Raw genomic sequence first — 11,810 nt, forward strand, 5'->3', positions numbered from 1 at the left:
GGGAGACGGTCCCGCTGCTGGAGGCCACCTCCCGCATCGTCGTGGCCACCGGCATCCTCAGCATCTGGAACGACGAGCCCGCCGACGTCGCCCAGGCCTTCAGCCGCGTCAGCGCCGCCTTCGACGACCGGCTGCTGCTCGGCCTCGGCGTCAGCCACGAGGTCCTCACCGAACGCTACGAGAAGCCGTACTCCGCGATGCGCGCCTTCCTCGCCGCCCTCGACGAGGCCACCCCGCCGGTCCCCAAGGACCGCCGCGTCCTGGCCGCCCTCGGCCCGCGCATGCTGGAGCTGGCCCGCACCGAGTCCGCCGGCGCCCACCCGTACCTGGTCACGGCGGCCCACACGGCCCGGGCCCGCGAGGCCCTCGGCCCGGACGCCCTGCTCGCCCCCGACCTGAAGGTGGTCCTGGAGGAGGACGACACCCGCGCCCGCGAGACCGCCCGCGGCTACCTCTCCCGCTACCTGGCCCTCCCCAACTACACCAACAACCTCAAGCGCCTCGGCTTCACCGCCCCCGACTTCGAGAACGGCGGCTCGGACGCCCTGCTGGACGAGGTCTTCGCCCTCGGCACCCCGGACGCCATCCGCGCCAAGGTCGCCACCTTCCACGAGGCGGGCGCCGACCACGTCGCCCTCAACGTGGTCACCCGGGACGACACCGAGATCCCCCTCCCCCAGTGGCACACCCTGGCCGAGGCCCTGCTCTGACCCCTCACCCATAAGCCCCGAGCACGGCCACGAACAGCGCGGGCCACCCCCCATACGCGTCCCTGACCCCCCGGACGGCCCTGCTGAGCGGATAGGGCGACCCGATGATCGCCTCGTTCCGCAACATCAGCCGCTCCTGGACCGCCGGGGTGGGCAGCCGGGCGGACTTCGCCGCGTTGCACTGCCGGTGGGCGGGGGCGAGGTTCCACACCGCGTCCAGATCCGGCCCGCGCCACGGCGCGACACTGCGATGCCGGTCCATGAGGGCGAACGGGAACACATGGTCGATGGCCACCTCCTGCCCGTCTGCCAAGGGCTCCCAGCACAGCAGGCACCGCCCGTGCTGGAACCCGCGCACGGCATCGTCCACCCGCGCCACCGACCGCCGGCGGCGCCGGTCCCGCAGCACCCCGCCGTCCAGGTCAGCGACCACACCGCCCGCCACGAGGCCACGGCCGATCCCGGAATCGAAGGACGCCTCCACGATGGACAGCCGGGCCCGGTTCTCGGCCCGCAGCCCCGCGATGTGCTCCGCCACGGCAACGTCCCGCATCTCCGGGGTGAGCACCACCGTCCGGTTCCGGCCACGGCCCGCCACCCGGTAGAACGGCACCGGCAGCGCCGCGCCGCCCACGTTCGGGAACTTCTTCATGACCATGCCCGGCACGGAGCGCACCGCGGCGTCCCGCAGTGCGTCCGTCGGGTGCCCGAGCGCCAGCGACTCCCGCGCCTCGCGGCGCAGCACGGCGAGGAAGTCGGCGTCCCCACCGCACGCGTGAACACCGCCCGATCACGCCGCGCCTGACAGATCACCGCCCCTGCGGCCTCCGATCAGAGAAAGAGTCCCAGTCAGGTGATCAGCGAAGGCTTCACTGCGATCGAAGGACTCGACCGTGCGATCTTCTGCTTCATAGTCGGTGATTCTCAAATCCCTGAGCCGAAGATGATGATCTCTCCTCGCTCAGCGGAGGGTTAGCGATAGCTGCGGCCAACTACGACCAAGGAACTCCGGCGATGGGTTCTCCGTATTCCTCCGACCCGTCTTCCGCGCCTGGCGGCGTCAGGCGTCTTCGTCCGGCTCTTCGTCGTCGGCGGGCTTGGCCGTTGGCTCGTGGTCCACGATCTCCCCGCCACGGTAGTAGCGCCAGGCGCTGGGGTAGCCCACGCGCTTGTCGTCGTACATGATCACGTACCCCATGAGCGCGCTGATCTGCCATGCCCCAGGCAGGTGAGCACTCACGAGGCGGAACACCTCATCAGCCGACATCTCGGCCAATGGCACGGTGACCGAGACTTCCTCGAACCGAGGTTTCTCCTGGTATCGGAAGTTGTAGGGAAGTCCTTCCTTGATCACGGCCAGGAGATCGCAGAGAGAATGCTCGCCTGGTTTCAGCCCCTCCACAGGCCGCACCAGGTCTACCGGAAACAGCATGTCGAAGTGGTTAGCTTTCAGGACGGTGCGGTCGCGATTGCGTCCCGGGTCCTTGTTGCCAAAGCCGTTAGTGTTCCAAGGGGCGCCGCCGTCGGCCTTGTACTTCTTGATCAGCAGCTTTTCCGGTGCGACCGCCGAGAAGTCCTCAGCCACATACAAGCACTTGAACGAAATCTGGTCTATCGAAATGTTGCGTCGGCCCGAGATCTTCCGAAGGTGGTTACCCAGCCGTGAGGCCAGCGGCTTGTCAGCCTTCCCCACGTAGACGAGCCCGTCGCCACGGTACAGCTGGTAGACCCCGGATCGACTACTCAGCCGCTCGGACTCGGCCTGCTCCTCAAGTAGGTCGAGATTCTGCCGAGTGAGGGGGGCACGATCCAGACTGCTAAGTGCCTCCGCCAATTGGTCCCCGAGGGCCTTGGTGATGCTCAGGCGGAACTGACTGCTAAACCGGCTGGCCATGAGGCAAGCAACCTCCCTGGAAGAGTACGCACCGTAACTCTATCGGGTGATCCAGTAGTGATGAGTGAAGAGGCAGGGGAGGTGGATACAATGATCAACAACTCCGCGGTACGCTTCTCACATGTCTGAGCTGCGAGAAGAACGCCGCGAGGTGGGTACGTGCGTCGAGCTGTTCGCCGGCGGCGGAGGGCTGGCCATGGCCGTGCACGCGGCGGGCTTTCGCCCGTTGCTGGTCAACGAGTTCGCGAAGCGAGCGTGCGAGACCATCCGAGCCAATCCGCTGAGGGAGGCACAAGACGATCGGCTGCCTGAGCCGTGGCCACTGGTCGAGGGCGATGTTCGCACTGTCGACTTCACTAAGGAGGTGCGGGAGCCGGTTGACCTCCTGGCTGGCGGTCCGCCCTGCCAACCATTCAGCCTCGGTGGCGTGCACAGGGGCGACGAAGACGAGCGGAACATGTTCCCCCAGATGTTCCGCGCCATTCGAGAGCTCAAGCCAAAGGCGATCATCTGTGAAAACGTTCGCGGTCTCCTGCGCCCATCGTTCGCCCCCTACTTCGAATACATCAAGCGGGAGCTGACGCTACCCTTCCTGGGCAGGCCTGAGAACGCCACCTGGGAGGAGCACAATGAGAAATTGGAGAAGGCCATCGCCAACGAGGAGGGTGACCGATCCAAGCGCTACGTAGTCACGCACATCCCTGTTAACGCGGCTGACTTCGGCGTACCACAGATCCGGCAGCGGGTGATCATTGTGGCGTTTCGCGCAGACCTCAACGTCGATTGGGAAGCCTTCCGCCCGCTACAAGAGTACTCCTACGAGGCAATGATCCACTCCATGCGTGACGGAGGACCATATTGGGATCGGCACAATGTCGAAGATGGCATCCGAAAACGGACCATTGAGAACCTGCCGGAGCTGGATACTTCAGACGAGGAGGTTCAGCGCAAGATGTCGCTCAAGCCTTGGCGCACGCTCAGGGACGCCCTCGCCGGAGTCGACGAGAATGAAGGCAAAGCACTGCCACCCATTCCCGAGGACGCCCTCGCTTCGAAACGGCAGGTCGGGGACGTCCCCGATCACGTCGGATGGCCCGGTGCTCGCACATACCCCGGGCACACACCAAACCTCCTCGACCGTCCGGCGAAGACCGTAAAGGCTGGCGTCCACGGTGTGCCCGGCGGTGAGTCGGTGATGCGTTTGGACGATGCCGAGTACGACAGAACCGGCTACCGATACATGACCGTCCGCGAAACCGCCCGTGTTATGACCTTCCCCGATCACTGGGTGCTGAAGGGACCGCGTGGCGAGAAGATGCGGCAGCTCGGCAACGCGGTCCCCGTCAAGCTCGGTGCGACCTTTGCCAGGGCTGTGGCAGACGCTCTGGCTGCGGCTGAGAAGCGGTGATGATGGCGTCCACGAGTGACCACGGGCAACGCTGGAGGGAGAGTATTCCCGCCGATCGGGCTTGGAAGCCCAAGGCTGGGATGACCAAGCGCACCCGGTCAGCCGAGCAGGACCGTGCTGCCGGCGGTGCGCGCATGCGTGCGGTAAGGGTCGGGGAAGGCCGCTTCGCTCGCGCGTCAATCGCGCTACGCCTCTACGGCAAACGTCGGCGCATCCATGCCTACCTTCGCTGGTCTGAGGACGGACGGACGCGTGAACGTCACGTGGGCGAAGTGGATGGAGCGACTCGCGCCGCGAACCTCAAGACCGCCTGGACCATGGCCCATTCCGCTGGCCTCGCGACCACGGAGAAAGTCCCGCCGGACTCTTGGGCGTCATCGCCGGAAACCCGTGCGGTAATGAAGGCCAACAAGGGCCGGGACACAAAGCCAGAGCGGCTACTCCGCTCGGCCCTGCACCGCAGGGGGCTACGGTTTCGGGTTGAGACGAAACCGCTACCCCAGTCGCGCGGGACGGTCGACGTCCTCTTCCCTAAGGCTCGCGTAGCCGTGTTCGTTGATGGCTGCTTCTGGCACGGCTGCCCAGAACACCACAGGCCATCCACCAAACGGTCCGAGTTCTGGACAGAGAAGATCAAAGACAACAGGGCCCGAGACATTGAGATGAACGCAGCGCTACGAGCTGAAGGGTGGGAAGTCGTACGGGTCTGGGAACATGAGGACCCCCAAGTAGCGGCTGACCGAGTAACCGAGGCCATTCGCCAACGATTGGGGGGAAATTGTTGATGAGTCCGCCTTCCTGATGGCCACCCGTGCTGAAAAGCCGTGGTTGTGGAGAGCGCTTGAGCGCAGACGGAAGCGTTCGGACCAGAGCGGGGCAAAGACAAGAGCGTAGGCCCGGCCACTGGCCGGGCCTACGCTCCGCAGGGTGGGCGGCCTTGAACTCGCAGAAGAGGCGGAGGCTCACCGAGACCGTTGGCGGTCTTGCTCGATGTCGTAGGCGACACGTTCGGCTGCGGTGACGACCACTTGGAGCTTGGTCAGGATGTCGCGGCGAGCGGCTTCGATGAGGTCGATGTGCAAGTCGGCTCCGGGATCGGTGTGGGGAGTCCAGAAGCCGCGGTGGCTGTGCTCGCGGGCGATCTCGTGGCAGGCGCGGACCACATGGTTCATGGCGGCAGTGATCTCGTACTGGTAGAGCTGCTCGTGCTGGTACTCGTGCTCGCTCACCATGCTCGCCTCGGCAAGGGCGTGCACTTCGCCGGCCGGGCGGACAGCAGATAGCGCACCGCGCCGTCCGGGATCGTCAGCGTGTACAGATCCCCGCTCACCAGAACTTCCAGGGCCCGCTCGTGCTCGGCCTGGTCCGCTAGCCAGCACCGCACCGGATACGCGGCCGGCGGGTCCAGCTGGTCGCTGATGTGGCCGGCCCTCCAGCGAAGCCACCGGATCGCGATCCGGGCCGTCGAGGAAGGGGCCGAGCCCAGCCAGTGCGCGGAAGAGCCGTTGGAGGTGTAGGCAATGGCCTCGCACCAGAATCCTGTGCCGAGTTGGAGCGGCAGCGCCTTGGTGGTGATCAGCATGGGCGGGTGCCGGTCGGCTTGCCGGTGAGTTCAGCGGTCACGGTGTGGCCGTGATGGTCACCTCTGATGTCGACGGTCGACGCGCAAGCGGAGACGAGGAACAGACCTCGGCCGTGAGGGGAGCTGTTGTCCTGGCGCTCGATGTGCGGGCGGCGGTGGGCGCCACCAGCATCGGTGACGGCGATCTTCACCGTGTCTCCGGCGCGGGTCACCGCGATGCGGAAGGCAGCGCCTGCACTGTCTGTATGAGTGATGGCGTTGGCGCTGAGCTCCGTGACAATCAGCTCGGCGTCCTGCGTGCAGGGGTGACCGCCGAGGATCTCCCGGATCCAGTGACGGGCACGGCTGACTTCTTCAGGTAGCCCTGGGAAGGTGCGTCGATGGGTCGGCATGAGCGCTCCTTCATCCTTGGTGACCTGCGGTTTCTTGCACCGATTCGTGCGTTCTGATGACACCGACCGCAGTGACACGTAGAATTAGTACTAGCACCGTACCCAAAATGTGCGTTGCAAAAGTACGAGATCGCACTTTTCGTGCGAGTGATGCCCGCATAGCGTGCGCGGTGGCGCGATGCCCGGCGCGTACGTCGACGAGAGAGGAACCCCGATGTTCGGATTGATGGTGCGGTTCACCTGCAAGGACGAGGCCGCAGCCGCTGCGTTTGATGAACTGGTCGCGCGGACCGGGGAGCAGATTCGTGCGAACGAGCCGGGAACGGTGATCTACACCGTGCACCGTGTTGACGGCCGGCCGCTGGAGCGGATCTTCTACGAGCTGTACCGCGACGTGGCCGCCTTCGACACCCACGAATCGCAGGACTACGTGCGCTCCTTCCTCGCCGAGCGGGAGCAGTACCTCGCCTCGACCGAGGTCGACCGCCTGGACTTCGTGTCCGGCAAGGGTGTGGACGTTGAGCACTGATTACGAGAAGACCCTCGGTCGCAAGATCGCGTTCAACCGCAAACGGCGCGGGCTGTCGCAGAAGGAGTTCGCCGGCCTGCTGGACCGGTCGGAAGCCTGGGTCTCCCAAGTGGAACGGGGCGTGCGCCGCATCGACCGGATGACGGTCCTGGAGAAGGTGGCCGAGGTCCTGGACCTGCCGGTCGCCGAGCTGGCCGCCGAGGCTCCGATCGTCGCGTCGGTGACGGAGCACGAGGCGCCCGGTGCGAGCCATCTCCGGCTCGTGCTCAGCTCCGCGCACTCCCTGAAGGCCATCCTCGGCCAGCCGGAATCGCCGGACATCCCCGCTCTGCGCACCGATGTCGACCGGGCTTGGTCGCTGACACACGAGGGCAACTACGCGGACCTGGCGGAGCTGCTCGAAGGTCTGGTTCCGCGACTGGAGTCAGCCACTCGTGCCAGCAGCGAGGAAGAACGCCCCGGACTCTTCCGGCTGCTGGCTTCGATGTACCACACGTGCAGTGCGGCCCTCGCGAACATGGGAGAGCCCGAAGCGGCGTGGATCGCTGTCGACCGCGCCGTCGTCGCAGCTGAGCGGGCAGGAGATCCGCTGCTGATGGCGGCCGGCGAGTTCAGACTGTCAATCGTCTTCCTCGGCGCACGCCAGTACGACCAAGCCGCCCAGGTCTCCGGCAGTGCGGCTGACGCGCTTGCTCCCCTGGCCGACGGCGGCGAACCAGAAGCCATCGCGCTGCGCGGCGCCCTCATCCTTCAGCGTGCGCTCGCCGCCGGCCGCCTCAACCACGCCGACGAGGCATACACGCACCTTCGGGCGGCCAAGGAGCTAGCCGATCGGATCGGCGACGGACGCAACGACTACAACACCGAGTTCGGCCCGACCAATGTCGCGCTCCACGAAGTCGCCGTGGCCGTCGACCTGGGCGACGCCGGAGTAGCCCTGCGCGCCGCCGAGAGCGTGGACCCGTCCGGCCTGTCCTCGGAACGACAGGCACGCTTCGGCATCGACCTCGCCAAAGCCCATGCCCAACGCCGCCAGATCGACAACGCGGTCAACTCCCTCAGCAACGTGCGCGAGTTGCTGCCAGAGATGTTCCGCGCGAAGCCCGCCGTCAAGCAGCTCGTCGCCGATCTCGTGGCCATGAGCCCGCTGCCGTCCGACCAGCTCCGAGCACTGGCAAGGGAGTTGGGCGTACAAGAAATGCGAACTGGTACATGAAGTACTAGACAGTACTTCATGTACGGGCTACCGTGGTTATGGTCAGGGTGCGCCTCCTCACATCCGTGAGGAGGCGCACGGCCAGGCGGACCGATGCGGGAGCACGCCAGAAGCCACCGGGTGGGGTTCGATTCAAGCCCGGTCGGCACCGGCGGCTTCGCGGTCATGTCGCGGCGCTTTCACAATGTCTGAGAGGAAGGCATCCATGTCGACCCGCTTACGCCACTCCGCTCGCATCGCACGCCTTGGCTCGGCTCGGCCCAGTCCCGAGCGTGGTCACGCCAGCCGGCCGCAGAACGTCACAGCCAGAACTGTCACGGCACGCGACGTCTCAGCGGGGCCCGCGCCAGCCAATCCCACTGTTTGCAGCCACCATCTCCTCGCCTCGGAGGACGGCCGGGACACTCGGACGACGCCCGTCCTCATCGCCGACCTGTTCACCACCTCACGAGAGATCACCCGTCGGCTCTCTCTGCGGCCGTGGCCCCTGATCCTGATCCTCTTGTTCTGCTTTCAGCCCGCCGACGACCTTCGTGCACCCGCCGATCACCGGGCCGACCTGGAAAGCTCGGCCCAGCGCCAGGAGTGACACAGAGCGGAAGGGCACATCCAGGAGCGGCCACACCCAGGGCCGGACGATTGACTTTTCCGTACAGCACGAGAAAGCCCCCGCCGGGTGATCGGCGGGGGCTTCGCTGTGCGCTCGGCAGGATTCGAACCTGCAACCTTCTGATCCGTAGTCAGATGCTCTATCCGTTAAGCTACGAGCGCCTGCGGTCCGTGGGGACCGGCTTGCGGGGACAACATTACATGACCTGCGGCCGAGGGGGAAATCCGCTTCCGCGAGGGTGCTGACCTGCCCGTATACGCCAAAAGCCCCGGTCGGGGACCGGGGCGGTGGCGGAGGCTCCGGGATTTGAACCCGGGATGGGGGGTCACCCCAAACCGCATTAGCAGTGCGGCGCCATAGACCAGACTAGGCGAAGCCTCCTCGCACACTGTGCGTCGCACATGATGCCACAGCCCCGGTGTGCTCAGCCAATCCGTCCCGCAACGAACCGGGCGCGCGGGCGTTAGCAGGGGGCGGGCGGGACCCCGTCCGTGCCGGAGCCCAGTCTGGAGGCCTACCCCCATGTACAGCAGTTCCCTTGCCGCCCTCGTCCTCGCCGCGCTCGCCGCCGGGGCGGCGCCCGCGCCGCAGCCGGCGCACGAGCTGACCATCACCGTGCGCGACCTCGGCGCGGCCGACGGTGTGTACCGGCTCAGCTGCGGCCCGGCCGGCGGGGACCACCCCGACGCCGCCGGCGCCTGCGCCGCCCTGGAGGCCGCGGACGCGCCGTTCGCGCCGCTCGCCGAGGGGACGCTGTGCACCCGCGTGTACGGCGGGCCGGCCACCGCGCGGGTGGAGGGGGTGTGGCGGGGGGAGACGGTCGCGGCCGACTTCAGCCGGACCGACGGCTGCCAGATCGCCCGCTGGGACGCGCTCGTCCCCGCGCTGCCCGCGGCCGGCGACCACTCCTGAACAGCGCTTCCACGAACGGACCACCGCGCCGGGGACCGCTGGCCGTAGACTCCCCCTGAAACGACTGGCACGGGCTAGGGAGGAACGACGTCGTGAGCAGCAGGCCAGCGAGAGGCGCTGCTCGCCTCGCCGCCATACTCGACGCGCTGCCCGACGCGCTGTTGCTCGTGAACGGCAACGGCACCGTCGTCAACGCCAACGCCATCGCGATGGAGACCCTCGAGGTCCCCGGCGCACCCCTCATCGGGCGCGGCCTGCTCGATATCGTCCCGGATTTCGATCCGCGCCGTATCCCCGGTTCCATGCGCCGCCCCGAGGAGGACCCCACCGCCCGCACCAAGCCGACCCGCATGGTCGCGCGGCGCACGGACGGCGTCGAGTTGCCGGTCGAGGTGACCAGCGCCGGGCTCAACAACCGGCACGCCCACTATGCCTCCGCCGTGGAGGCGGCCTTCGCCGACGACTACTCCGGCGAGGAACTGCTGGTGCTGGTGGTACGGGATCTGTCCGGCACACTCGACACCGAGGCCGAACTCGTCCGCCAGCAGCGGCAGACCGAGATGATCCTGCGCGCGGCCTCCGAGGGCGTGATCGGGGTCGACACGGCGGGCCGGATCGTGCTCGTCAACCCGGCCGCCGCCCAGATCCTCGGCCACCGGGCCAGCCAGCTCGGCGGCCAGGAGCTGCACCCCCTCATCCAGCACTCCCGCGCGGACGGCTCCCCGCTGCCGTACGAGGAGACCCCGCTGCACGACACGCTGCACTCCGGGCGCAAGCACCGGGTGCGCGGCCGGGTGCTGTGGACCAAGGACGGCCGCGCCGTGCCGGTGGATCTGACCACCGCGCCGGTACGGGACGGGCAGCAGCTGGTCGGCGCCGTGCTGACCTTCACCGACCGGCGCCCGTACGACGCGCTCGCCGCCCGCCACCTGCAGTTGCAGTCGGTGCTGAGCGAGAGCCTGCGCGGCCCGCTGGAGCAGTTGCGGAACGAACTCACCACGCTGGCCGCCGATCCGGCCGGGCAGCTGTGGCCGGAGGCCAACCAGCTGCTGCACCATCTGGCCGCCGGGTACGCCCGGATGACCACGCTCGTCGACAACGTGCTCAGCTATCAGCGCCTGGACGAGGGCCGCGAGAAGCTGGCGCTGGAGAAGGTGTCGCTGGACGAGGTCGTGGCGGCCGGGGTGGAGGGCGCGACCGAGCTGATCGGCCCGGGCCGGGCGCAGTTCGCCGTGCACGCGCCGCCGATCGACGCCGAGGTGGATCCGGAGCGGCTGGCGCAGGCGCTGGCGCATTTGATCGCCGATGTGGCCGGGGTGGACGCGACGGGGCGCTCCGGCGTGGGTGGCGGGGACGCCACCATCGTGGTGGCGGCGGCGCAGCGCGGTGATGTCGTACGGATCGAGGTGCGCGGCCCGCACGCGGGCGGCGGCGCGGTGCACGAGCCGATCGTGCGCGGCATCGTGCGCCAGCACGGTGGGGTGTTGCAGACGCACGAGGTGCCGGGCGCGGGCGGCAGCGCGTATGTGCTGGAGGTGCCGGTGTCGGGCGGCGACGGGGCGTCCGCGCCGCAGGCCGTGGGCACCGGTGTGGGCGCGGGCCGGGACGCGGGCGGTGACACCACGGTGATGCCGGTGCCGGCGCAGCCGGCGCGCGGGACCCAGGGCAAGGACGCCGCCGGGGCGGCCGGGAACCAGGCGCCGAGCGGGCGCAGGCGGCGGCAGGGCGAGGCGCTGGAGCTGCCGCCCGGCCCGTCCACGACTCCGGCGGCCGAGGCCGTGGTCGAGGAGCCGGAGACGGCGGGCGGCCGGCGGCGGCGCGCGCTGGCCCCAACCCCGCCGGTGGAGCCGGTCGCCGGGCCGGAGCCGGAGATTCCGCAGCAGGCGACCGCCGGGCCGGCCGAGGCGCCGACCGGGCGCCGCCGCCGGGCCAACCCCGGGGAGCCGCAGCCGCCGCTGCCCGCCCAGCAACCGCCCGCCCAGCAGCAGGGTCCGGCGCCCGCCCCGGCGCCCGAGCCCGAGGCCGAGCCGGAACCGCAGCCCGTGGAGCACTCCGTGGTGGCGGCCAGCCCCATCCTGAACGGGAGCGCCCCGCAGAACGCGCTGCCGGTGCGGCAGCCCCGTGCCCTGCCGATGCCGGGCAGCGACCGGGCGGGCAAGCCCGACGCCCGCTCGGCCGTGAGCGTGCAGACGCTCGGCCAGGGCGTGCCCGTCCACACCCCGGCGCAGGGCACCGGTACCGGCGGTACGCAGCCGGGCCGGCGCCGCAAGCTGGCGGCGCCGCCGGACGAGGCCGCCGACGTCCCGCAGCCCGGCCCGGTCGCCGGGCCGATGCCGGAGGCGCGGGCGGTCGGTGCCGCGCGGCAGGCGGCGCAGAACGTCACCGGCGGCGGCCGGGAGTTCGCGATCAGCGCCCCGGCGGCCGGTGCCGCCGAGGGCCCGGAGCCGCTGGACGGCCCGGGCGGCGCGGTGGAGGTCACCGAGGGCCGCCCGGGGGCGGCCCCGCGGGTGCCGGCTCCGGCCGACGACGAGTTGCCGCCGGAGCCGCTGGACAATCC

General features: G+C 68.9%; 12 protein-coding genes and 2 tRNA genes. 7 read left to right on the forward strand and 7 right to left on the reverse strand.

Annotated elements, in window-relative coordinates; all coding sequences use genetic code 11:
• Positions 1-710 (forward strand): TIGR03620 family F420-dependent LLM class oxidoreductase (locus ACFV5N_RS04430; RefSeq protein WP_385593908.1); only part of this gene is annotated, 710 nt, incomplete at its 5' end.
• A gap of 4 nt (positions 711-714) precedes the next feature.
• On the opposite strand, the gene ACFV5N_RS04435 is transcribed toward ACFV5N_RS04430, so the two are convergent.
• Positions 715-1,455, reverse strand: coding sequence for an HNH endonuclease (locus ACFV5N_RS04435; RefSeq protein ID WP_385593911.1), 741 nt, complete (start codon positions 1,453-1,455; stop codon positions 715-717).
• Between the two features lie 315 nt (positions 1,456-1,770).
• Positions 1,771-2,604, reverse strand: a complete 834-nt coding sequence (locus ACFV5N_RS04440) for a GIY-YIG nuclease family protein (RefSeq protein ID WP_385593914.1) — start codon at positions 2,602-2,604, stop codon at positions 1,771-1,773.
• Positions 2,605-2,725: 121 nt separating this feature from the next.
• Here ACFV5N_RS04440 and ACFV5N_RS04445 point away from each other — a divergent pair, with 121 nt between their 5' ends.
• Together ACFV5N_RS04445 and ACFV5N_RS04450 are read left to right on the forward strand one after the other, a co-directional pair.
• The gene (locus ACFV5N_RS04445) at positions 2,726-4,012 is read left to right on the forward strand and encodes a DNA cytosine methyltransferase (protein WP_385593917.1); all 1,287 of its coding nucleotides are present in this window, start codon (positions 2,726-2,728) and stop codon (positions 4,010-4,012) included.
• A 317-nt stretch (positions 4,013-4,329) separates the two neighbouring features.
• Entirely contained in the window at positions 4,330-4,797 is a 468-nt protein-coding gene (locus ACFV5N_RS04450; RefSeq protein ID WP_385593935.1) for a very short patch repair endonuclease, read from the forward strand.
• Positions 4,798-4,974: 177 nt separating this feature from the next.
• On the opposite strand, the gene ACFV5N_RS04455 is transcribed toward ACFV5N_RS04450, so the two are convergent.
• Genes ACFV5N_RS04455 through ACFV5N_RS04465 form a run of 3 tightly spaced genes read right to left on the reverse strand, consistent with a single transcriptional unit; the run spans position 4,975 to position 5,986 of the window.
• Positions 4,975-5,241 carry a hypothetical protein gene (locus ACFV5N_RS04455; RefSeq protein ID WP_385593920.1) on the reverse strand — a complete coding sequence of 89 codons (267 nt, stop codon included), beginning with the start codon at positions 5,239-5,241 and terminating at the stop codon, positions 4,975-4,977.
• Positions 5,238-5,594, reverse strand: coding sequence for a hypothetical protein (locus tag ACFV5N_RS04460; protein ID WP_385593922.1), 357 nt, complete (start codon positions 5,592-5,594; stop codon positions 5,238-5,240). Before ACFV5N_RS04460 ends, ACFV5N_RS04455 begins: the two co-directional genes overlap by 4 nt.
• Complete coding sequence (locus ACFV5N_RS04465; protein ID WP_385593924.1) at positions 5,588-5,986, reverse strand: ATP-binding protein; 399 nt, start codon at positions 5,984-5,986, stop codon at positions 5,588-5,590. Before ACFV5N_RS04465 ends, ACFV5N_RS04460 begins: the two co-directional genes overlap by 7 nt.
• 214 nt (positions 5,987-6,200) lie before the next feature.
• Between ACFV5N_RS04465 and ACFV5N_RS04470 the strand changes: the two genes are divergently transcribed.
• Both ACFV5N_RS04470 and ACFV5N_RS04475 read left to right on the forward strand, forming a co-directional pair.
• Positions 6,201-6,515, forward strand: a complete 315-nt coding sequence (locus ACFV5N_RS04470) for a putative quinol monooxygenase (RefSeq protein ID WP_093843881.1) — start codon at positions 6,201-6,203, stop codon at positions 6,513-6,515.
• Positions 6,496-7,731: a helix-turn-helix domain-containing protein gene (locus ACFV5N_RS04475; RefSeq protein ID WP_385593927.1), complete on the forward strand. Its 1,236-nt coding sequence runs from the start codon at positions 6,496-6,498 to the stop codon at positions 7,729-7,731. The genes ACFV5N_RS04470 and ACFV5N_RS04475 overlap by 20 nt, the downstream gene beginning before the upstream one ends.
• Before the next feature lie 698 nt (positions 7,732-8,429).
• On the opposite strand, the gene ACFV5N_RS04480 is transcribed toward ACFV5N_RS04475, so the two are convergent.
• Positions 8,430-8,502: transfer RNA gene (locus tag ACFV5N_RS04480), tRNA-Arg, on the reverse strand.
• A 127-nt stretch (positions 8,503-8,629) separates the two neighbouring features.
• A tRNA-Ser gene (locus ACFV5N_RS04485) sits at positions 8,630-8,722 on the reverse strand.
• 141 nt (positions 8,723-8,863) lie between these two features.
• Between ACFV5N_RS04485 and ACFV5N_RS04490 the strand changes: the two genes are divergently transcribed.
• Together ACFV5N_RS04490 and ACFV5N_RS04495 are read left to right on the forward strand one after the other, a co-directional pair.
• Positions 8,864-9,253 (forward strand): SSI family serine proteinase inhibitor, encoded by a 390-nt coding sequence (locus tag ACFV5N_RS04490; RefSeq protein WP_385593929.1) that lies wholly within the window; start codon positions 8,864-8,866, stop codon positions 9,251-9,253.
• A 92-nt stretch (positions 9,254-9,345) separates the two neighbouring features.
• The coding region (locus ACFV5N_RS04495) for a PAS domain-containing protein (RefSeq protein WP_385593932.1) at positions 9,346-11,810 on the forward strand (2,465 nt) is incomplete at its 3' end.

The sequence above is a fragment of the Streptomyces sp. NPDC059853 genome (assembly GCF_042731495.1).
Taxonomy (GTDB): Bacteria; Actinomycetota; Actinomycetes; order Streptomycetales; family Streptomycetaceae; genus Streptomyces.